The sequence below is a fragment of the Polynucleobacter sp. AM-25C3 genome, assembly GCF_018882335.1.
Lineage (GTDB): Bacteria > Pseudomonadota > Gammaproteobacteria > Burkholderiales > Burkholderiaceae > Polynucleobacter.
In genome coordinates, this window is sequence record NZ_JACVOS010000004.1 from 18,530 (window position 1) to 41,246 (window position 22,717).

General features: G+C 46.9%; 20 protein-coding genes and 2 tRNA genes. 1 reads left to right on the forward strand and 21 read right to left on the reverse strand.

Annotated elements, in window-relative coordinates; translation table 11 throughout:
* Positions 1-50 precede the first annotated feature (50 nt).
* The 5 genes from ICN12_RS03375 to ICN12_RS03395 are packed head-to-tail and all read right to left on the reverse strand — an operon-like array spanning position 51 to position 7,553.
* The gene (locus tag ICN12_RS03375; protein WP_216270644.1) at positions 51-899 is read right to left on the reverse strand and encodes a 3',5'-nucleoside bisphosphate phosphatase; all 849 of its coding nucleotides are present in this window, start codon (positions 897-899) and stop codon (positions 51-53) included.
* Positions 900-908: 9 nt separating this feature from the next.
* Positions 909-2,012 carry a cell division protein ZapE gene (gene zapE / locus ICN12_RS03380; RefSeq protein WP_216270645.1) on the reverse strand — a complete coding sequence of 368 codons (1,104 nt, stop codon included), beginning with the start codon at positions 2,010-2,012 and terminating at the stop codon, positions 909-911.
* Positions 2,013-3,449 (reverse strand): dihydrolipoyl dehydrogenase, encoded by a 1,437-nt coding sequence (lpdA, locus tag ICN12_RS03385; RefSeq protein ID WP_216270646.1) that lies wholly within the window; start codon positions 3,447-3,449, stop codon positions 2,013-2,015.
* Positions 3,450-3,460: 11 nt separating this feature from the next.
* Positions 3,461-4,654, reverse strand: a complete 1,194-nt coding sequence (gene odhB, locus ICN12_RS03390) for a 2-oxoglutarate dehydrogenase complex dihydrolipoyllysine-residue succinyltransferase (RefSeq protein ID WP_216270647.1) — start codon at positions 4,652-4,654, stop codon at positions 3,461-3,463.
* A gap of 43 nt (positions 4,655-4,697) precedes the next feature.
* Positions 4,698-7,553, reverse strand: coding sequence for a 2-oxoglutarate dehydrogenase E1 component (locus ICN12_RS03395; RefSeq protein ID WP_216270648.1), 2,856 nt, complete (start codon positions 7,551-7,553; stop codon positions 4,698-4,700).
* A gap of 297 nt (positions 7,554-7,850) precedes the next feature.
* Here ICN12_RS03395 and ICN12_RS03400 point away from each other — a divergent pair, with 297 nt between their 5' ends.
* Positions 7,851-8,552 (forward strand): excisionase family DNA-binding protein, encoded by a 702-nt coding sequence (locus tag ICN12_RS03400; RefSeq protein ID WP_216270649.1) that lies wholly within the window; start codon positions 7,851-7,853, stop codon positions 8,550-8,552.
* Positions 8,553-8,640: 88 nt separating this feature from the next.
* On the opposite strand, the gene ICN12_RS03405 is transcribed toward ICN12_RS03400, so the two are convergent.
* The 16 genes from ICN12_RS03405 to ICN12_RS03480 all read right to left on the reverse strand — a co-directional run bounded on the left by ICN12_RS03405 (position 8,641) and on the right by ICN12_RS03480 (position 22,683).
* Complete coding sequence (locus tag ICN12_RS03405) at positions 8,641-8,925, reverse strand: H-NS histone family protein (RefSeq protein WP_216270650.1); 285 nt, start codon at positions 8,923-8,925, stop codon at positions 8,641-8,643.
* Positions 8,926-9,131: 206 nt separating this feature from the next.
* Entirely contained in the window at positions 9,132-9,533 is a 402-nt protein-coding gene (locus ICN12_RS03410; protein WP_216270651.1) for a PaaI family thioesterase, read from the reverse strand.
* Positions 9,534-9,592: 59 nt separating this feature from the next.
* Positions 9,593-9,669 (reverse strand) — tRNA-Pro (locus ICN12_RS03415).
* 25 nt (positions 9,670-9,694) lie between these two features.
* Positions 9,695-10,045 carry a MerR family transcriptional regulator gene (locus tag ICN12_RS03420; RefSeq protein WP_216270652.1) on the reverse strand — a complete coding sequence of 117 codons (351 nt, stop codon included), beginning with the start codon at positions 10,043-10,045 and terminating at the stop codon, positions 9,695-9,697.
* Positions 10,023-10,346 carry an integration host factor subunit alpha gene (locus ICN12_RS03425; protein ID WP_216270653.1) on the reverse strand — a complete coding sequence of 108 codons (324 nt, stop codon included), beginning with the start codon at positions 10,344-10,346 and terminating at the stop codon, positions 10,023-10,025. Before ICN12_RS03425 ends, ICN12_RS03420 begins: the two co-directional genes overlap by 23 nt.
* Positions 10,347-10,388: 42 nt before the next feature.
* On the reverse strand, positions 10,389-12,848 hold the full coding sequence (pheT, locus tag ICN12_RS03430; protein WP_216270654.1) for a phenylalanine--tRNA ligase subunit beta: 2,460 nt from the start codon (positions 12,846-12,848) through the stop codon (positions 10,389-10,391).
* Positions 12,849-12,879: 31 nt separating this feature from the next.
* Positions 12,880-13,926, reverse strand: a complete 1,047-nt coding sequence (gene pheS / locus ICN12_RS03435; RefSeq protein WP_215377754.1) for a phenylalanine--tRNA ligase subunit alpha — start codon at positions 13,924-13,926, stop codon at positions 12,880-12,882.
* Positions 13,927-13,955: 29 nt separating this feature from the next.
* On the reverse strand, positions 13,956-14,321 hold the full coding sequence (gene rplT, locus ICN12_RS03440; protein ID WP_216169431.1) for a 50S ribosomal protein L20: 366 nt from the start codon (positions 14,319-14,321) through the stop codon (positions 13,956-13,958).
* Positions 14,322-14,346: 25 nt separating this feature from the next.
* Positions 14,347-14,544, reverse strand: a complete 198-nt coding sequence (rpmI, locus tag ICN12_RS03445; RefSeq protein ID WP_088527466.1) for a 50S ribosomal protein L35 — start codon at positions 14,542-14,544, stop codon at positions 14,347-14,349.
* A gap of 136 nt (positions 14,545-14,680) precedes the next feature.
* Complete coding sequence (gene infC / locus ICN12_RS03450; protein ID WP_518519081.1) at positions 14,681-15,214, reverse strand: translation initiation factor IF-3; 534 nt, start codon at positions 15,212-15,214, stop codon at positions 14,681-14,683.
* Between the two features lie 33 nt (positions 15,215-15,247).
* A complete protein-coding gene (gene thrS, locus ICN12_RS03455; RefSeq protein WP_216270655.1) occupies positions 15,248-17,170 on the reverse strand; it encodes a threonine--tRNA ligase in 1,923 nt (640 codons plus the stop codon).
* Between the two features lie 79 nt (positions 17,171-17,249).
* Positions 17,250-17,326 (reverse strand) — tRNA-Val (locus ICN12_RS03460).
* A gap of 18 nt (positions 17,327-17,344) precedes the next feature.
* Positions 17,345-19,381: a RelA/SpoT family protein gene (locus tag ICN12_RS03465; RefSeq protein ID WP_216270656.1), complete on the reverse strand. Its 2,037-nt coding sequence runs from the start codon at positions 19,379-19,381 to the stop codon at positions 17,345-17,347.
* A 15-nt stretch (positions 19,382-19,396) separates the two neighbouring features.
* Positions 19,397-21,217 (reverse strand): alpha/beta fold hydrolase, encoded by a 1,821-nt coding sequence (locus tag ICN12_RS10975; protein ID WP_216270657.1) that lies wholly within the window; start codon positions 21,215-21,217, stop codon positions 19,397-19,399.
* Between the two features lie 66 nt (positions 21,218-21,283).
* Complete coding sequence (locus ICN12_RS03475) at positions 21,284-21,934, reverse strand: CoA transferase subunit B (protein ID WP_216270658.1); 651 nt, start codon at positions 21,932-21,934, stop codon at positions 21,284-21,286.
* A gap of 50 nt (positions 21,935-21,984) precedes the next feature.
* On the reverse strand, positions 21,985-22,683 hold the full coding sequence (locus tag ICN12_RS03480) for a CoA transferase subunit A (RefSeq protein ID WP_216270659.1): 699 nt from the start codon (positions 22,681-22,683) through the stop codon (positions 21,985-21,987).
* Between the last annotated feature and the right edge of the window lie 34 nt (positions 22,684-22,717).

Consider the following 22,717-nt stretch of genomic DNA (forward strand, 5'->3'; position numbering starts at 1 on the left):
TTTATTCTTTAAGGGTAATTAAAACTGGTTAAGCAAATAGGAGGAATCGGTTAGTGAAAAAGTGACCACACAGGGGTTAAGTGATCCGGCAAATGGGGCAATGTGCCGAGGTCAATATAACTCTCTTCGGGGTCATGAAAATCAGAACCTCGAGAAGCCAAAAACCCATAATGTTGGGCAATCTTGCCATAGGTTTGATATTGATTTGGGCTATGACTACCGGTGATGACTTCAATAGCCATACCACCGATTTCCTTGAAATGTTTATAGAGCTCATCCATCTGCATGGCGTTTAATTTGTATCGACCAGGGTGAGCAATAACAGCAGCACCACCTGCGGCCTTGATCCAAGCCACGGCATCATCTAATGAGGCCCAGAGGTGCGGTACATAACCGGGTTTATCTTCAACTAAGTAGTTCTTAAAAACATGATCCGTATCACGACAGACGCCCTGCTCGACCAGAAAGCGCGCAAAGTGTGTACGAGAAATGAGTTCATGGTTGCCTGCAAAATGAAGAGCGCCTTCATATGCGCCTGGTATACCTACTTTTAATAATTGTTCTGCCATCTGTTTGGCGCGATTCCCGCGACCTTCGCGCGTACGGCGCAAGCCCTCTAGAATTCCGGCATGATTAGCGTCAATTCCAAGTCCAACGATGTGGATAGTCTGCCCCATCCAAGTTACCGAGATCTCTACTCCAGAGAGGTAATCCATGCCCAGTGCGCTTGCAGCAACTTTGGCTCTCTCCTGGCCACCCAACTCATCGTGATCGGTTAACGCCCATAGACGGACGCCATTGTCATGGGCGCGCTCTGCCAACTGCTCAGGCGTTAGGGTTCCATCGGAAACAACGGAGTGGCAATGTAAATCTGCGTTTAGGCTGGAATTGCTAGTCATGACCCTATTTTAGGTCAAGCTGGTGTCAATTACCCGGCGAGGCGCGTCCAAGTAATCACGGGACTGCATCTCAATCAAGCGAGAAACCGTTCTGGAGAACTCGCTGGTAATCTGGCCTTCGGTATACAAATCGACTGCTGGGACCTCTGCAGAGATGATTAACTTGATTTTATGGTCATACAAGACGTCAATAAGCCAAATAAAGCGTCGCGCCTCATTGGTCATCCTAGGGGGCATATAAGGCACCCCAGACAAGATCACCGTATGAAACTGATTGGCTATCTCCAGATAATCGTTTTGCGACCGTGGGCCACAGCATAGAGTTTGAAAATCAAACCAGACTACCCCTTCAGACATGTGAAGTGGCCTCAACTCTCGAGATTCAATGCGAAGCACTGGCCTAGCCATCTCCTGTTGATTACCCATTAAAGTCTGGAACATTTGCAATAAAACCGCTTGAGACTCATCATTTAATGGGGTGAGATAGGCCTGAACTTGAGCCATTTGCACGCGACGATAGTCATTGCCCGCATCCACATTCATCACATCTAAGTTTGCTTCCAACAGCTTAATTGCTGGCAGCAAGCGATCGCGATGCAGGCCATTGGGATAGAGCTTATTGGGCTCATAGTTGGAAGTCATTACAAACTGCACACGATCGTCAAAGAGCGCGCTCAGCAGACGATACAAGATCATCGCATCAGCAATGTCATTGATATGAAACTCATCAAAGCAAATTAGTCGGTAACGCTTAGCGATTCGTTTTGAAAGCTCATCAAGTGGATCAGCTAAGCCAGAAAGCTCATGAAGCTCTCGGTGTACCTCGCGCATGAACTCATGAAAATGAATGCGGATCTTTTTTTCTAAAGGAGATGCGGCAAAGAAGCAATCCATGAGGAAGGATTTGCCACGACCTACGCCACCCCAAAGATAAACTCCACGAGGTAACTTCGGTTTAAAGAGTTTCTTTTTTAAGCCGCTACTGCGGATTTCTTTGTAAGCAATCCACTCATCTTCACAGCGCTGTAAGCGCTCAATGGCAGCAAGCTGCGCGGGATCACTCTGATACCCGCGCGCCTTTAACTCTTGATGGTAATACTCTAATGCTTTCAATTACATGTTTAATGCGCGTTTATCCGTCGCTAACGCTGCTTCGCGAACCACTTCAGACAAGCTTGGATGTGGGTGACAGATACGAGCAATATCTTCAGCTGCTGCTTTAAATTCCATTGCTACGGCAGCTTCAGCGATTAAGTCAGAAGCATTGGGTCCAATAATATGAACGCCTAAGATTTCATCTGTTTTTTCATCGGCCAAGACTTTGACAAAACCATCTGCGCGATCCATGCCTAATGCACGACCGTTAGCTGCAAACGGGAATTGACCTGCCTTGTATGCAATACCAGCCTGCTTCAGTTGCTCTTCGGTTTTTCCAACCCAAGCAATTTCAGGGTCTGTATAGATCACCCAAGGAATGCAGTTGTAATCAATATGCGGCTTTTGACCGGCGATAGTTTCAGCAACCAATACACCTTCATCTTCAGCTTTATGAGCCAACATCGGTCCACGCACTACGTCACCAACAGCATAAACACCAGGCGCTGCAGTAGCACAAGTATGGTCATCAATCGGAATAAAGCCACGCTCATCTACTTTGAGGCCGATCTTATCAAGACCTAATTTCTCAGTGTTTGGCACGCGACCAACAGAAACAATTAAGCGATCACACTCTAATTTCTGAGCTTTACCTTCGCTATCAGTGTAGTTAACAACAACACCTTTTTTGTCCGCCTTAACTTCACCAATCTTGACGCCCATATTCATCTTGAGGCCTTGCTTGGTGAAAATCTTGTGCGCTTCTTTGGCGATACCTTGATCACATGCGCCCAAGAAAGATGGGAGCGCTTCAAGAATAGTCACATCAGAACCAACACGACGCCATACAGAACCTAATTCCAAACCAATCACGCCAGCACCAATCACGCCTAGCTTCTTCGGAATGGAATCAAACTTGAGGCCGCCTTCGTTATCGCTGATCAACACGTTATCGACTGGGATATTCGGCAAATGACGTGCTTTAGATCCAGTAGCAATAATCACATTCTTGGCAGTAACAACTTCTTTATCTTTGCCATCAATCTTGACTTGGTAGCCATCAGCGCCCTTGCCTTCAAATGATGCATGACCTTTTAGCAGGGTAATTTTGTTCTTACGAAATAAGAACTGAATACCAGCAGTCATCTTGGTCACAATCGAATCTTTACGAGCGATCATCTTGTTCGAATCCAACTTCACGGAACCAACAGTAATACCGTGGTCCGCAACGTGATGACTAATCTTCTCAAACTCCTCTGAGGAAGCCAACAAAGCCTTTGAAGGAATGCAGCCGACGTTCAAGCAAGTGCCGCCTAAGCGTGGCTCACCTTTTGGATCGTCATACGCATTCGATTCTGCGCAAGCAACCTTGAAGCCCAGCTGCGCTGCACGAATCGCGGCGATATAGCCGCCAGGGCCACCGCCAATAACTAATACATCAAATGATTGACTCATGATCTTCCCTCTTATAAATCAAGGAGGAGACGTGAAGGATCTTCTAAAGCATCCTTCATTGCAACCAAACCAAGAACTGCTTCGCGACCATCGATGATGCGGTGGTCATATGACAAAGCTAAGTAGTTAATTGGACGAATCACAATTTGACCATTCTCAACAACAGCGCGCTCTTTAGTCGCATGAATACCCAAGATTGCAGACTGTGGAGGATTAATAATTGGAGTAGAAAGCATAGAACCAAACACGCCACCGTTAGAGATGGAGAATGTGCCGCCAGTCAACTCTTCGATAGACAACTTACCATCGCGCGCCTTAGCACCAAACTCCGCAATTTTCTTTTCGATGTCAGCCAAATTCATTTGATCAACATCACGCAGAATTGGAACTACCAAGCCACGTGGTGAGCTTACGGCAATACCGATATCAAAGTAACCGTGATACACGATGTCATTGCCATCAACCGAGGCATTTAGCAATGGGAATTTCTTCAATGCATGAGTCGCAGCTTTAACAAAGAAAGACATAAAGCCCAACTTCACGCCGTGAACTTTTTCAAACTGGTCCTTGTACTTGTTACGCATAGCAATCACTGGAGCCATATTGACTTCATTGAAGGTTGTCAAAATTGCATTGTTCGCTTGCGATTCAAGTAAGCGCTCAGCAATACGAGCACGCAAACGACTCATTGGTACGCGCTCTTCTGGACGCTCACCCATTGGGACTGGTGCACTTGGCAATGCAGCAGATTTTGTTCCACCAGCAACTGCGTTCAGTGCATCGCCTTTAGTAACACGACCATCACGACCAGAGCCAGCAACTTGACCGGCGCCAATATTGTTTTCAGCAAGAATTTTTGCTGCTGAAGGAGCGGCAGCTGCGCCAGCTTTAGCAGCAGGAGCTGCTGCTTTTGCAGCAGCAGCAGGTGCTGGGGCGGCGGCTGCAGGAGCAGCAGCGGCAACAGCAGTGCTATCAATCTTTGCAATCAACTGCTCGGCAACAACAGTACCACCGTCAGCAACAATGATCTCTGTAATCACGCCAGCAGATGGAGCAGGCACTTCTAAAACCACTTTGTCAGTTTCAATTTCAATCAAAATCTCATCTTGACCGACGGCATCGCCGACTTTCTTTTTCCATTGCAACAAAGTAGCTTCAGCTACTGACTCGGAGAGTTGGGGAACTTTAACTTCAAAAATAGCCATGATTAATCCTATTTAGTGTTTATATATTGAGTGACGTCTACGATTACTTCGTAATGACATAACCCTTTAGTTTTGCGAATGCTGCAGTTAGAAGAGATTTCTGTTGTTCTTGATGGAGGTGGGCATATCCACAAGCTGGTGAAGCTGATGCAGGACGACCCGCATATGCCAACTTCATACCTTCAGACATATTCTCCAAAATATTGTGCTGAACAAAGAACCAGGCACCTTGGTTTTGCGGCTCATCTTGACACCACACTACCTCTTCCAGGTTTGGATACTTCTTCAACTCAGCAGTCAATGCTTTATGCGGGAACGGGTACAACTGCTCCAAGCGAATAATCGCAACATCATCTAGTTTTTTCTCGGTACGCGCTTTAGCTAAGTCGTAATAGACCTTACCGGAACACATCACCAAACGAGTAACCTTCTTGCCATCGATTGCCTCATCGCGCTCAGGAAGAATGGTTTGGAAACCACCCTTAGTGAACTCGGTTAATGGCGAAGCAGCCTCTTTATTACGCAGCAATGATTTTGGCGTCATCAAGATTAGCGGCTTGCGGAACTGACGAATCATTTGACGGCGCAATACGTGGAAGATCTGTGATGCCGTTGTAGGCTGAATCACCTGCATATTGGTGTCAGCACACAACTGCATAAAGCGCTCTAAGCGTGCAGATGAATGTTCTGGGCCTTGACCTTCATAACCATGCGGCAACATCATGACCAAGCCGTTTGCACGACCCCACTTCACTTCTCCAGAAGCGATAAATTGGTCAATCACCACTTGAGCGCCGTTCGCAAAGTCGCCGAACTGCGCTTCCCAGATAGTCAAGGTATTTGGCTCTGCAGCAGCATAGCCATACTCAAAACCAAGCACCGCCTCTTCTGACAAGATTGAGTCAATCACGAGGAATGGGGCTTGATCTTTGGCCACATGACGCAGCGGCATATAAGTACCGGTATCCCACTTCTCGCGGTTTTGGTTATGCAACACCGCATGACGGTGGGTAAATGTACCGCGACCGCTATCCTCGCCAGACAAACGTACCGGGTAGCCACTTGCCACTAAGGATGCGAAAGCCATGTGCTCACCCATGCCCCAGTCAATATTAGACTCGCCACGACCCATTGCTGCACGGTCTTTGTAAACCTTTTCAACGAGCGGATGCGCTTTGAAATCTTCAGGAATAGTCGAGATCTTTTCAGCCAAGCGCTTCCACTCAGTCAACGGAATCGCTGTATCAGCCTCATCAGTCCACTTCTTATTTAAGAATGGGGACCAATCTACCGCAAACTTGCCTTTGAAATTACTGAGAACAGGATCAGATGTGGATTTACCCGCATCCATCGCAGCACGATATTCTTTGACCATGAGGTCGCCGGTACCAGCTGGCAATACCCCTTGAGCCTCCAACCTATCAGCGTACAGTTTGCGAGTACCCGGGTGGGCTGCAATCGTTTTGTACATTAAAGGTTGAGTCATCGCAGGCGTATCTTGCTCGTTATGGCCTAACTTTCTGAAGCAAACGATATCAACTGCAACGTCCTTATGAAACTGGGTGCGGAACTCCACAGCCAATTTGGTCGCCAACACCACTGACTCTGGATCATCACCATTCACATGCAATACAGGGGCATCAACTACTTTCATAATGTCCGTGCAATACAAGCTAGAACGTAAGTCGCGCGGATCAGAAGTAGTAAAGCCAATCTGATTGTTGATCACGATGTGGATCGTACCGCCAGTGGAATAGCCACGAACCTCTGACATCGCCAAAGTTTCTTGCATTACGCCCTGTCCGGCAATCGCCGCATCACCGTGCACCAGCACTGGCAACACCTGCTCACCCAACATATCGCCGCGACGCTCCATACGAGCACGTGCAGAACCCTCTACTACCGGGTTAACGATTTCTAAATGGGAGGGATTGAAGGCCAAAGACAAATGCACAGGGCCTGCTGGAGTAGAAATATCACTTGAGAAACCTTGGTGGTACTTCACGTCACCCGCTGGCAATGTCTCCGGACCCTTGTGCTCAAACTCAGCAAACAAATCCGTTGGCATTTTGCCTAAGACGTTTACCAGTACATTCAAACGACCGCGGTGAGCCATACCGATCACAATCTCTTGTACACCCTTAGAACCAGCTTCACGAACTAGCTCGTCCATACAAGGAATAAAGCTATCGCCACCCTCGAGTGAAAAACGCTTTTGCCCAACATACTTCGCTTGGAGATAACGCTCCAAGCCCTCAGCCGCAGTAACGCGATCTAAAATTTGGCGCTTCTCGTCAACATTAAAGCTTGGAGTTGAGCGAATCGACTCTAATTTTTCTTGCCACCACTTTTTAATCTTCTGGTCGGCAATGAACATATATTCGGCGCCAATCTTGCCGCAATAGGTTTCACGCAAAGCCTGCAATAAATCCCGCAAGGACATTTCGGACCTGCCAAAGAAAGTATTGCTGGTATTGAAGACGATATCCATATCGCCATCACCAAAGCCATAGAAAGCAGGATCCAATTCTGGGATGTCCGGACGCTCTGTGCGTTTCAACGGATCAATATCCGCCCAGCGATTGCCAACGTTACGATATGCGGCAATTAACTGCTGAACGGCAACGCGTTTGCGCCCCATCTCAGAGTCAGCCGAATCAGAAACTGTTCTGATGGGGCCTTGCTTAGCCCGCTCGGCAAATGAAGCAACAATCGGCGCATGCGCAATATCAGTTCTAGTAGAACCATCTGCCGCAGGCACTTGCTTCACGCCATCGAAATAATCTCGCCAATGATCCGCTACGGAAGCGGGATCGTGCAAGTAGGATTCGTAGAGTTCCTCTACGTAGGGGGCGTTTCCGCCGAAGAGATACGAATTATCTCTTTGATCCTGCATCATGATGCTCACCTTTCATCGGGTTTCCCGAATAAAAACTGTGGTTAAAACCATTCGCTCCATGGCTATACCACTTCACGAATTGATCTGTGCGAATACTCTTACAACGGTGCTAATTTAACACGATTACCCATTGATACATAAAGGGCTTTCCCTGATTTGTTGGCTTTCAGGGGTATTTCCCTATTTAGGCCTTGAATAAGAATTTTCCTACTTAGGTTTAAGCCCCTACTGACAGATTCCCTGGGATTTGATTCGTATTCTCTAAATCTTCAAATGAATTAATGAGATTAAGGATATATGAAAGCAATTACCCCAGATTTGGAATATCTAAGTACCCGACAAAGCGCAAAGGTATTGCAAGTATCCCTTGGCACTGTACAGAAAATGGTTGAATTGGGTGAGTTAATAGCCTGGAAAACTCGTGGCGGGCATCGTCGTATCCTAGCTAGCTCATTAGATCAGCAGCTGGCGAGGCGTAAAAGAGCTATGCGGCAAAAAACGACTCAAAATTGCATCGCCATGGGGATATTCAGACGGATTGAAAATAGTCATGAATTAATTGAATCCATCCAATACTGGCAACTCAAAGTAGATATGGAGGTCTCGGTCGACAGTCTCGAAGGCCTAATGAAGGCGGTTTCTATTGCGCCTGATTTAATCTTTCTAGATGCCCTCATTCCCCCAGTTGAACAGGTGCACCTCATCCATTACCTCAGTAAAAACAAGGACACACAGCGTATACCTATTTTGGTAGACGAGGGCTTCATCCGGCTTCACCCCGGGGTTATGGGCCTTGCCGATGAAAATACCGTGGGGGTTAGACCTCAGTACCCCGAAATCCTTCAGGAAGAGCTGGAAAACGGCTTGATTGACCAAAATCCCCTCATTATTGCTTATCCCGCCACCAACCCTGAACTAGAAAACATCATAGGGAATCAAAATCGCCATGAACTCTTAGAGCCTATTTTCATCCAAGCTCTCAATAGAAAGTGTGCCTAGCGCATAAATCTATCCAGTAAAACAGAAAGGCCACTCAATTTACACTGAGCGGCCTTTTTTGTATTTAAATACTAATTAAATCAATTACTTAGATTAGGAAGTTACTGCGATCTCTACCCTCAATCCACTTTGGCGCTTTACCACGACCAGTCCAAGTATCACCAGTGGAGGGGTTGCGGTACTTAGGAGCAACCTTCCCGCTTGAGCTACGTGCACCCGCTTTACGGCTAAATAAGTCTGAGGCAGTTAAATCGTATTGCTCGATAATGACTTTAGCCTTGGCAATACCATCAGCTTTTTCACGCAAAACCGCTTCTTTAATTTGTTTATCCAACTGTTCGCGTTGGGCTAAAAGTTCTTTATAAGAAGACATGTATTAATTTCTCCGAATATTAGTTGTTTGAAATAACTGAGGATTAGTTATTTCTGAATTGGTATTATATACGCGCATTAATAAATAAGTATATATATTCAAATATGAGCTATAACCTTATATCAGTAAGCTTATTAGCCCACTGATTAATTAAATAAATAACATAATCGTTATAAATAATATATTTAATATTATCTTTACTAGGCTTATTTTCTCAGCATAAATGTACCGCTAGATTTAGCGGTAACTTCACCAGCCTCATTTAAAACTACAGCTTCACAATAATTAATCGTTTTGCCAGACTTCAGGACACTGCCCTCAACGATGATTTTTCCAGTACTGGGCCGCAAAAAGCTCACAGTCATATCGATAGTCATGGCACCAAGCGGCTGATCAATCGTGCTACGAGCTGCCGCCCCCATGGCAAAGTCCAATAAGGTCATTACAACGCCGCCATGAGCAATATGAAAGCTATTCTCAAATTCGGGCTTGATAAGCAAACTGATTCTTGATTTACCACCCTCAGCGTACTCAGGAACAACGCCCAAATGGGCCAAAAAAGGAATGCTTAATCCGAAATAGGTAGTGTCGCTTGAGCTTGATGTCATAGTAAATAAAGGTTGAGAAGAATAGAGCCGCTGGAATTTAAGAGTGGTATGAAATTAGATGGTCGGGGCGAGAGGATTTGAACCTCCGACCACATGCACCCCATGCATGTACGCTACCAGGCTGCGCTACGCCCCGACGGGAAACAAAATTGTATCAGCAACTATTTTGAGAGAATTTGCAGAACGGCTTGCAACTCATCACGCAGACGAAGCTCGCCGCGAGCCTCATCAAGGCGATTTCTGGCGCCACTGATAGTGAAGCCTTCCTCATACAAAAGCGCCCTAATCTTGCGAATTAAGACAACTTCATGGTGTTGATAGTAACGACGATTGCCTCGACGCTTCTGCGGGCTTAACTGAGCAAACTCTTGCTCCCAATAGCGCAATACATGGGAGCGAACGCCACACAGATCCGCTACTTCACCAATAGTGAAATAACGCTTAGCGGGTATTGGGGGGAGCTGCGAACTAAGCAGCACCGACCCAGCATCAAATGCTGTTTTCTCGAGCATGCGACTCAACTACGTCCTTGAGTTTTTGACTTGCGTGGAATGTAACAACACGGCGAGCAGCAATCGGAATCATTTGACCTGTTTTTGGGTTTCGACCTGGGCGAGCGGACTTGTTGCGCAACTGAAAATTACCAAATCCGGAGATCTTGACCTCTACTCCAGCCTCCAAGGACGTGCCAATGCGGTCAAAGAATGCATCAATCATATCTTTGGCCTCGCGTTTATTTAGGCCCACTTGATCAAAGAGCGCTTCCGAAAGCTCATTCTTGGTAACGGTATCGTTGCTAGCTAATTCATTCATGGCGGAAGTCTCTTCGTACTGTATTTAGATCTAATATTAAACCTAGCGCAGACGAGCTGCGCAATTTTTCTCAAGTGCTGACAGTAAAGCTGTCATAACCGCTTCTATTTGTGCATCCTGCAATGTTTCTTGCGGATTTAGCAAGGTAACTCGGAAAGCCAAACTTTTCTCATCATCTGCCATGCTACTAGATCCAGCTTTGGGCTTGAATTCATCAAACAGGGAGATGGCTTTAACAAAGTTCTGCTTGCTTGCTTTCATAGCATCCAATAAAGCTTGTGCAGAAACAGACTGCTTGACCACTACCGCTAGATCGCGCTGAACAGCAGGAAACTTGCTTAACTCTTCCGGCTGCGGAATAAGCAAATTGCGTACAGCCTCTAAATCCATTTCAAAAAGGACTGGAGCCAGTGGCAACTCATAAGCTCGCTGCAATCCAGGATGCAATTCGCCAACCCAGCCGATGTTTAGCTTGCCTGATGGCATCACTAACTGAATTTGTGCGCTGCGGCCAGGATGCAAAGCAGGATGAACAGCCGCCTCAGTTGTGAAATGCAAAGGATCAAGCACGCGCTCAAGATCGCCCTTCACGTCAAAGAAATCTACTGCGCGATCGGCGCTTGCCCACTGCTCAGGCACAAAGGAACCGTATGCTAAACCGCCTACTTGCTGCGGCTGATGAAAACCGGCCACCTTGCCAGCCTCTTCTTGTGCACTGGCATCACGCTTAAATACGCGACCCGTTTCAAATAAGCGTACCCGCCCAGCACCACGATTGAGGTTTGCCTTGAGATTACCCAATAAGCCACCCCAAAGGTTGCTTCGCATCACGCCATATTGACTCGCAATTGGATTTAGAACGGCAATCAGGTCTTTTTCAGCAGCAGCGGCTAAGCGCTGCTCACTTTCTAAGTCAGTAAATCCAAAGTTCACTGCCTCTTGATAACCTTGAAGCGCTAAACGTTGGCGTAATAAATGTACCCCACGCTTTGCTTCTGCCTTGGCACTCATCTTTAATGAGGCGACTGGCGGTACATCAGGAATATTTTCAAAACCGTACATGCGCGCGACTTCTTCAATTAAATCTTCTTCGATTTCAATATCAAAGCGATAGCTTGGTGGAGTCACAACAAATACATCATTTGCTTCTTGCTTAAATTCAAAGCCAAGACGTTTAAATACATCACTGACAATTTCAACTGTCAGTGGGATGCCAATCACTTTCATGGCGCGATCCAAACGCATGCTCACTGGTTTACGCTCTGGAACAGCTAATACTTGATCGTCAATTGGGCCAACCTGGCCACCACATACCTCAACAATCAGAGCAGTTAAATACTCCAAACAGTTCACAGTATTTTGTGGATCAACACCACGCTCGAAGCGGTGTGCAGCATCCGTGCTGAAGTTAAAACGACGAGTACGGCCCTGTATCGCTGAAGGCTGCCAATAAGCCGCCTCAACGTAAATATTTTTAGTATCGTCAGTCACTGCGCAATGATTGCCGCCCATGATTCCCGCTATAGCTAGTGGGCCATTTTGATCTGCAACCACACCAGCATCTTGCATCTTGCCGGCAGAATCTGGGCCTTGCAAAGTCAATGTCTGGCCATTCAATAGCTCAAGCGTTTCGCCGGCTTTTGCCCAACGAACGTTGATATCGCCATTTAACTTATCGATATCGAATACATGGGTCGGCTGACCCATCTCCAACATGACATAGTTAGATAAATCCACTAAAGGAGAAATACTTCTTTGACCAGCACGTGACAAACGTTGCACGATCCAATCGGGTGTTGTTGCTTGAGCATTCACGCCGCGAATCACACGACCAGCAAAACGGCCGCAGAGATCGGTGTTTTCAACAGTCACCTTGAGCTTGTCAGTAATGGAAACATTTGCAGCGGTCCATTTAGGCGAACACAGAGCAGCTCCAGTAATTGCCGAGACTTCGCGCGCCATACCCATCAGGGAAAGGCAGTCAGCCTTGTTCGGAGTTAACTTAATTACAAAGATCTGGTCATCCAAATCCAAGTATTTACGAATATCTTCACCAACTGGTGCGTCTGCAGGCAACTCCAGAATGCCCTCATGATCATCACCAAGACCTAGCTCGCGGCCAGAACACAACATGCCTTGGCTTTCTACACCGCGTAACTTACCCACTTTGATCATGAAGGGCTTGCCACCCGCTTCTGCTGGCGGCAGTTCGGCACCAACCATGGCACATGGAATTTTGATGCCCGCACGCGCATTCGGCGCACCACAAACAATTTGTAATTCTTCCCCAGTGCCTGCATTAACTTTGCAAACGCGTAAACGATCTGCATCAGGATGCTGCTCAGCGGAGAGAATTTGTGCGATGACAATTTTCGTAAATGCGGGCGCTACTGAATGCTGCTCTTCAACTTCAAGGCCGGCCATAGTCATTGCATGACCTAAGGCATTGCTATCGAGCGAAGGGTTTACATATTGGCGTAACCAAGATTCAGAAAATTGCATATGCGCTATCTACTATTAGAAGGTTGGCGAATTAAGCCGGAAATTGCGCTAAGAAACGGAGGTCGTTCTCAAAGAAAAGACGTAAATCATCAACGCCGTAACGCAACATCGTCAAGCGCTCTAAGCCAGAGCCAAAAGCAAAACCGGTATAGCGCTCTGGATCAATACCCATATTGCGCAATACATTGGGATGAACCTGCCCTGCACCAGAAATTTCTAACCAGCGGCCTGCTAACTTACCGCTACCAAAAGCCATATCGATTTCAGCTGAAGGTTCAGTAAAAGGGAAATATGAAGGACGGAAACGAACTTGTAATTCATTCGTCTCGAAAAAAGTTCTTAAGAAATCGGTGTAAACACCTTTGAGATCGGCAAAGGAAACACTTTCCGCAATCCACAGGCCTTCGACCTGATGAAACATCGGTGAATGGGTTGCATCGCTATCCACGCGATAGGTTCTGCCTGGAGCGATCACTTTGATCGGCGGCATCACATCAGCATGAGCGTATTTCTTAACATGCTCGCTCGCATAACGAACCTGAATAGGACTGGTATGCGTGCGCAATAACAAAGGCTTTCCATTGGAATCTTTGCCATCAATATAAAAAGTGTCCTGCATGGAGCGCGCAGGATGATTCTCGGGGCTATTTAATGCGGTGAAATTAAACCAATCGGTTTCAATTTCAGGGCCATCTGCTACATCAAAACCAATTGAGCGGAAAATCTCTTCAACACGTTCCCAGGTGCGCATCACGGGATGCAAGCTACCCACCGCTTGGCCACGTCCAGGCAAAGAAACGTCAATAGACTCTGCCGCAAGACGCTGCAGCAATACCGCATCAGCCAATGCTTGGCGACGCTCTTGTAATGCAGCTTCTACTTGGGTTTTAATTTGATTAATTTGGGCGCCAGCACTCTTGCGCTCATCAGGCGACATTCCACCAAGCGCTTTTAAACGCTCAGTGAGAACACCTGACTTACCGAGATACTTGGCTTTCGCGTCCTCTAGAGCTGCCGCATCGGCAGCTCCGAGGAAATCACGTTTAGCATCCTCGACAATGTGGTCGAGAGAAACCATTGCAGCTTAGTTATTAAATAAACTAAGAATTAAGCTGCAGCGCTTACTACGGATTTGATCCGAGTAACCAAAGCAGCGAAAGCCACTTTGTCAGCAATGGCCATATCAGAAAGTACTTTGCGGTCGAGTTCGATCGCAGCTTTCTTCATGCCATTCATGAATACGCTATAGGTCATGTCATGCTGACGAACTGCCGCGTTGATACGAGCAATCCACAAAGCACGGAATACACGTTTCTTGTTACGACGGTCACGGTATGCATATTGACCAGCACGCATAACTGCTTGCTTAGCAATACGGAATACGTTTTTACGACGTCCACGATAGCCTGTTGCAGCATCGGTGATTTTCTTATGACGGGCTCTTGCTGTAACCCCACGTTTGACTCTTGGCATTTAATTCTCCTGATCTAGTCTGAGGTTAAGCGTATGGAAGCATGGAGCGAATTGACTTAACATCTGCCTTCGCAACTTCGGTAGTACCACGTAGGTGACGCTTACTCTTTGTGGTCTTCTTGGTGAGGATGTGGCGTTTGAAAGCCTGACCTCGTTTGATCGTTCCGCCTGCGCGAACCGTGAAGCGCTTTTTAGCGCTACTCTTGCTCTTCATCTTGGGCATAAAGCACCCCTTCAATTACTTGTGCAACATAGGTGGTAACCGACGGTTACGCTTCCTGTACCTAGAAGCACTTCTAACTACCAGAGCCTTGCGACCCCTCCCTACTTAAGAATTCAAAAGCCTTGCGACTTTTAAATTACTTAGCCTTACGAATGGGGGCCAATACCATCACCATCTGGCGACCTTCCATCTTTGGAAACTGTTCGACTTGACCATGCTCAACTAGGTCCAACTTCAAACGCTCCAACATTCTGACTCCGATTTCTTGGTGGGCCATTTCACGACCCCGAAACCGCAGCGTAATCTTTGTCTTATCGCCATCTTCCAAAAAGCGGATTAGATTGCGTAGCTTCACACCATAGTCACCATCATCTGTGCCAGGACGGAATTTCACTTCCTTCACCTGAATCACTTTTTGCTTAAGCTTAGCTTCATGCAAACGTTTGGCTTCTTGGTACTTGAATTTGCCGAAGTCCATGATGCGGACTACAGGTGGCACAGCTGTCGGAGCAATTTCAACCAAATCGGTTTCTTTCTCTTCTGCTAAAGCCAGGGCTTCACTCAACTTAACTACACCGATGGGTTCTCCATCCAGTCCAATCAGACGCACTTCAGGAGCAGTAATCTCCCGGTTTATGCGCTGCGATTTATCAGTAGCGATCTTCTTAATTCCTTTAAAAAAACAATAAAAACCATTCCACCCCTAGCTAGGCTCGGGTCCGACTTTCTGGGAAATATCCTGCTGGAGTCGGGCAACGAAGGCATCAAGAGGCATTACACCTAAATCCACTCCGCCACGGGCACGAACGGCCACCGAATTACTTTCTGCTTCTTTATCCCCTACAACTAACAAAAATGGGAGCTTCTGTAATGCGTGCTCGCGTATTTTATACGTAATTTTCTCATTCCGCAAATCCGATTCGACTCTAAACCCTTGTTTTTTCAGAGATTGCTGGACTTGTTGTGCATATGCAGCAGAATTATCTGAGATATTGAGGACTATAGCCTGGGTCGGAGCAAGCCAAACTGGCATATTTCCAGCGTGGTTTTCGATCAAAATGCCGATAAAACGCTCCAAAGAGCCCACAATTGCTCTATGAAGCATCACTGGAGCCTTGCGGGTGTTCTCTTCTGTCACATATTCCGCACCCAAACGGGCTGGCATTGAGAAATCCACCTGAATAGTGCCGCACTGCCAAGTACGTCCAATGGAGTCCTTGAGGTGATATTCGATTTTCGGACCGTAAAAAGCGCCTTCGCCTGGTAATTCTTCCCATTCTTGGCCAGATACGGTCAAAGCACCACGTAAGGCAGCCTCAGCCTTATCCCAAATAGCATCATCGCCAACACGCTTAGCTGGGCGCAATGCCAGCTTGACAGCCACTTCAGAGAAGCCAAAATCTTGATAAACCTCACGAACCGCTTTATCGAAAGCCGCTACTTCTGACTGAATCTGATCTTCGGTACAGAAAATATGGCCATCGTCTTGTGTAAAGCCACGTACGCGCATCAAACCATGCAATGCGCCCGATGGTTCATTGCGATGGCATTGACCAAACTCACCGTAACGCAATGGCAATTCACGATAGCTATGCAAACCGGAGTTAAAGATCTGGACATGACCTGGGCAGTTCATCGGCTTTAATGCATAGGCGCGATTCTCTGACTCCGTCGTAAACATGTTTTCTTTGTAGTTGTCCCAGTGGCCAGACTTTTCCCAAAGACCACGATCCAAAATTTGTGGCGCTTTCACCTCTTGATAGCCTTCGCGTTGATAAACGCGACGCATGTACTGTTCAACCTCTTGCCAAATCGCCCAACCTTTAGGGTGCCAAAAAATGAGGCCAGGGGCTTCGGGCTGAAAATGAAATAAGTCTAAGAACTTACCAAGGCGACGGTGATCGCGCTTCTCAGCCTCTTCCAGCATATGCAAATGGGCGTCTTGGTCTTCTTTTTTCAACCAAGCAGTACCGTAAATCCGCTGCAACATCTCGTTCTTGCTATCACCACGCCAGTAAGCACCAGCAACGCTCAGAAGCTTAAATACCTTAAGTTTGCCAGTCGATGGTACGTGGGGTCCACGACATAGGTCAGTGAACTTCCCTTCGGCATACAAAGAAACATCCTCACCCTGCGGAATGCTAGCAATTAATTCTGCTTTGTAGTTTTCACCCTGATCTTTAAAGAACTTCACCGCCTCATCGCGTGGCATGACAGTACGCATAACTGGCTCATCCTTCTTGGCAAGCTCAGTCATTTTCTTTTCAAGCGCAACTAAATCTTCAGGCGTAAACGGGCGATGAAAAGAGAAGTCGTAGTAAAAACCATTTTCAATTACAGGGCCAATCGTGACTTGCGCCTCAGGAAATAATTCTTTAACGGCGTATGCCAATAAGTGGGCCGTAGAGTGACGCACAATCTCTAGCGCCTCTGGGCTTTTATCGGTAATGATCGCCAACTGACTATCTTTATCAATGACAAAGCTGGCATCGACCATGCTACCGTCAACAATGCCACCGAGGGCAGCCTTAGCAAGACCGCTACCAATACTTTGGGCAACATCAATGACGCGAACGGGAGCGTCAAACTCACGTTTAGATCCGTCTGGCAGAGTAACTACAAGCATGACAACTCCATCAATTTACTTACAAAAAAGAAAACGCGGCAGCATTTCGGCAACCGCGCTCTTTTGGGTCTTCATTCGTTGGTAGGCTCGATTGGACTCGAACCAACGACCCCCACCATGTCAAGGTGGTGCTCTAACCAGCTGAGCTACGAGCCTATACAGCCATAGAGTTTATCACCGGCGACGTACTTGGGTCACCCCTTTGACCTCTTCTAGGCTATTTTGGATGTGCCTTAGGGCCTCTGAGTCTTTAATTTCAACCGTCAGTAGTATTTGAGCTAAGCCCCGTTTAGCGGATTTACGCAAATCAATCACATGAACCCCCTGCCTAGTCAGAATTTCAAATAATTCACGCATCAACTCAGGACGGTCTAGGCCAGTAACAGCTAAATCAGCAGGAAACACCCGTTTTGCATCACCGGCAGATGGACTTTCTGCAGCAGACTGATTCCAAGCCGTCTGAATAACGCGCTCAGGCGCTCTCTCTAAAAGACCTCTAAAGGTTTTGCAAGAGCGTCTATGAATAGATACACCACGACCCTGAGTCACAAACCCTGCAATGGCATCAGGTGGGACAGGTCTGCAGCAACGCGCTAACTGAGTGAGCAGCGAGTCAACTCCCACTACTAAAACATCGCCGACCTGACCTTGTTTACGCGCGCTTTGCTTGAGAACAATTTCTGGAGCTGACGCAGTAACTTTAACTTCCGACTTTTGCTCTACTTTGACATCAGCAGGCTTTGCCCCAGCCTCCTCATCATCTATGGCATTAAACCAAGCGCGCACTCGTGCACGAGCACGCTGTGAGCGCAGGTAATTACGACCAGGACTAATCCAATCTCGCGATGGCCCACCATGCTTCACTGCAATGATTTCAATTGTCTGGCCATTTTGTAGCGGTGTATCCAAAGGCACCATCGCACCATCAACCCGAGCACCGCGGCAACGGTGACCCAGATCGGTATGGACCGCATAAGCAAAGTCGATCGGAGAAGACCCCTTCTCCAATGAAATCACTTTGCCTAATGGAGTGAGGACATAAATATGATCATCAATCTCGTGATGCTTAAGTTGCTCCCAGGCATCCTCTTTCCAAGAGATCAGTTGTCTTGCCCATGCAATTTGGTGTTCATAAGCCACTGCCGCACTATGCGTACCAGTTTGTTGACTTAGGTTTGGCGTATTCGGAGTATTAGATGTAGATTTATTTTTTGGCGGAGTAGCAGTACCAACATAAGCGCCTTCTTTATAACGCCAATGCGCAGCCAAACCGTACTCAGCCTGCTGATGCATTTCATTAGTACGCACCTGAATCTCAAATGCAGTGCCATGTTCATCCATCACTACGGTATGCAAAGACTGATAGCCATTCGGCTTGGGTCTGGCAATGTAATCATCAAACTCTCGTGGCACCGGTTGCCAGACGTTGTGGACCAATCCCAAAATGGCGTAACAGGATTTGACGTCATCCACTAATACCCTAAAGGCCCTTACATCGTAGAGATTGGCAAAGTCTAATGACTTGCCTTGCATCTTTTTCCAGATGCTGTAGATATGTTTTGGACGTCCCTGAACCTCGCCGTCAATATGAGCGGCATTCAACTCTTCTTTAAGTCTTCTCACAATCTGCTCAATGAAGGACTCGCGCTCAATGCGCTTCCCGTCCAACATCTTGGCAATGTCGCGGTATATGGCTGGAGAAAGAACTCGGAATGCCAGATCTTCCATCTCCCACTTCATCTGCCAAATACCCAAACGATTTGCCAAGCTTGCGTCAATATCCAGAATTTCTTGCGCCCATGCTTTAGGCATTTCGATCTTTTCTTGCGTGATCCAGCGCAGGGTTTGCAAACGGGAGGCAAGATAGATCAGCACCACACGCAAATCATCGCCAAAGGCGAGCAGCATCTTTCTGAGCATTTCTTCTTGCCCGGAAATACTCAGTCCGCCATCATTGCGCACCAGCTTTGCTTGCGCCTGTCTAAGCCCGCGGTAGCCAATTAGTAGTTTGGCTGACTCATCACCAATCAGTTTGGTCAGCGCTTCTTTGCCGTGAGTGCGCGCAATATTGTTTGCGGCAGTTAAGGTAGCCTCATCAAGATGAAGCAACTTGAGAATACTCAGAACGCCGGCAGCATGCTCCTCAGAGGGCTCGCCGTACCAACCATCAACTATTTTGATGCTCTCAGATGCATGGCCAGCATTTGACATGGGCGACTGAAGTCCTTAACTAAAGAATTCTTTTGCTAAAGCAACTTGCTCTGCCTTCACAAAGGCAGGCGCATGCCCTACCCCTGGAATCTCAATGCTGCGAATATAAGGGTTGACCTTGCACATCTCCGCTACTGTGTTTGCGGAAAGTAAATCTGAATCTCCGCCCCGCACAATCAGCATCGGAATATGAATTTGTTTAATAGCATGCCACATTGCCATCTCACCCGCTTTTGCCATGATTGGATTGACTGATGCAAATGGCACAGAAATATCTGGGTCATAGTGCATTACCCATAGACCATCTTTTTGCACCAGCATCGGGCCGTTATAAATCTCCCACTCTTCTGGCGTGTGCGAACCAAAGGAAGCGCAGATCTCATTTAAGCGCTGCAAAGCATCAGCGCGATTGGCAAACGTAAAGGGCTGTCCAACATAAGAACCTAAGCGTTTAATTGCCTCAGACTCAATCCGTGGGCCCACATCATTAATCAACATACGGCGAATGGGGCTATTTGGCATCGAAGCGTAAACCATACCAATCAGACCGCCCATCGAAGTACCAAACCAGTCAACTTGCACAACACCAAGTTGCTTGATCAAACTCGCCATGTCAGCTACATATTGAGGAACCGCATACAGCATTGGGTTCTTCAAGCGGTCAGAGTCACCTCGCCCCACGACATCAGGACATACAACGTAGTACTCCTGACTCATTGCCTGCGCCAAGGTTTTGAAATCACTACCCCTGCGAGTTAGGCCGTGAACACAAATCAATACTTTTGGATTGCTGGGATTTCCCCAGGCGTGATAGGCCATACGATGAGGGCCATCGGGGCTATTACAAGTGACGAAGAAGGTATCACCTTGATGAACGACATTCGGTTTTCTGATGACATCATTTAACTGTTCATCGTGCGTATGCTCATCAGCCATGCCTGCAATTTCTGGCTGGAGGGTCACATGATCAATACCATGTTTATTGAGTAGCATCGTATTGATATGCACCATGATTTCTGGCCATTCATTAATATGCTCAATTTCAATATGGCCTATAAGCGCCGGGAAACTGGGTGTCATTTCCCAAACGTGAAGATCGTGCACCGCCAATACGCCTGGCACATTTTTTAGATCGTTACCAACCTCTAGATAATCAATATGCAATGGCACCCCTTCCATCAAGAAGTGATAAGACTCGCGCAATATGGAAATGGTAGATTTCAAAATCAGTAGCGAAACCAGAATAGAAAGAATCGCATCAATCGGCATCCAACCAGTTAACTGAATCACGACACCAGCAATCAAGGCGGCTACAGAACCCAACAAGTCGCCCATGACATGCACCAAGGCAGCGCGAGTGTTAACACTCTTCTTATCGCGCGACAAGACGAGTGCCACCACAATATTCATGACAAGGCCAATTGCTGCAACCACCGTGACAGTTAAACCATCAACATCATGCGGATTGGCGAAGCGACTAATCGCCTCAATCACAATCCAGGCAACTAAAGCCAACATCGCAATACTATTTACAAAGGCAGCTAAAGCCTCTGCACGCCCAAATCCAAAAGAATGCCTTGGTGATGGTGGACGTCGAGAAATAATTTGAGCTAATAAAGCCAATCCTAATGCGGCCGCGTCCGTCACCATGTGACCCGCATCCGATATCAACGCTAGTGAATTAGCAAAATAGGCTGCTGCCCCCTCCACCCCAGAAAAACCTAAGGTCAGAACTAAAGCAATGAGGAGAAGATTTTGATTGGAGACCTGCTTGCTATGAGAATGCTTAGCATCGCCCTGCTTGTGCGCATGAAGTGAGTGATCTACTGCATCCATAACGAAGTCCCTGAAAATAGAAATGGGGTCATTGTGACCCCATTATTTCATCAATTAATGACAAATTTAGAAGCCCGTAGTGTCCACAGGGGCACCTGTTTTAGCAATTACCTCATCCTTGCTAACACCAGGGGCTAACTCTACTAACTTCAAGCCCTTAGGGGTAATGTCGAGTACGCAAAGATCGGTAATGATGCGGCTAATCACACCTACGCCAGTTAGCGGCAGAGTGCATTTTGGCAGGATCTTGATTTCTTCTGTGCCGTCCTTCTTTTTGGCAACGTGCTCCATCAAAACAACCACATGCTTTACGCCGGCAACTAAGTCCATGGCGCCGCCCATGCCCTTAACCATCTTCCCAGGAATCATCCAGTTGGCTAAGTCTCCGTGCTCACTTACCTGCATTGCACCCAGAATCGCAATATTGATCTTTCCACCACGAATCATTCCAAATGAATCAGCCGAAGAAAAGATGGATGAACCTGGCAAAGTGGTAACAGTTTGTTTGCCAGCATTAATCAAATCAGCATCAATTGTTTCTTCAGTCGGGAATGGTCCAATGCCCAATAAACCATTTTCAGACTGAAGCCATACTTCCATATCTTTTGGAACATAGTTTGCAACCAAGGTTGGCATACCAATACCCAAGTTCACGTAGTAACCATCTTTTAGCTCTTTAGCAGCACGTGCTGCCATTTCTTCTCTATTCCAAGACATATCGATCTTCCTAAATATTCTGTACGGTAAATGGGCTCAACTATGCGTAGTTAAGCCTTTGATAAAGTGCGTTGCTCAATCCGCTTCTCAGGCGTGGTGTTCAGGACTAAACGGTGCACATAGATGCCCGGCGTATGGATCTGATCCGGGTCTAACTCGCCGTTCTCTACAATCTCTTCCACTTCAGCTACTGTGATCTTGCCAGCCATTGCTACTACTGGATTGAAGTTACGTGCTGTATAGCGATAAACCAAATTACCTGATTTATCAGCCTTCCATGCTTTCACCAGAGAAATATCAGAAACAATTGCACGCTCCATGATGTATCTCTCTCCATCGAATTCTTTTTCTTCTTTACCTTCAGCAACTAAAGTACCTACACCAGTTTTGGTATAGAACGCCGGAATACCACAACCACCAGCGCGCAACTTCTCGGCTAAGGTGCCTTGTGGAGTAAATTCCAACTCCAACTCACCAGCTAAAAATTGACGCTCAAACTCTTTGTTCTCGCCAACATAAGACGCAACCATTTTCTTCACTTGTCTTGATTCCAAAAGCAAGCCCAAACCAAAGCCATCCACTCCTGCGTTATTGGCAATCGCCGTCAAGTTTTGCGCGCCAAGAGTCTTCACTGCCTCAATCAAGGCCTCAGGTATTCCACATAGACCGAAACCGCCTACAGCGAGCTTCTGTCCATCTTTCAAGATATCCCGTAGGGCATCAAGCGCTGATGGGTAAGTTTTATTCATAAATCCGTCCTAATATTGCCAAAAAGGGTAAAAA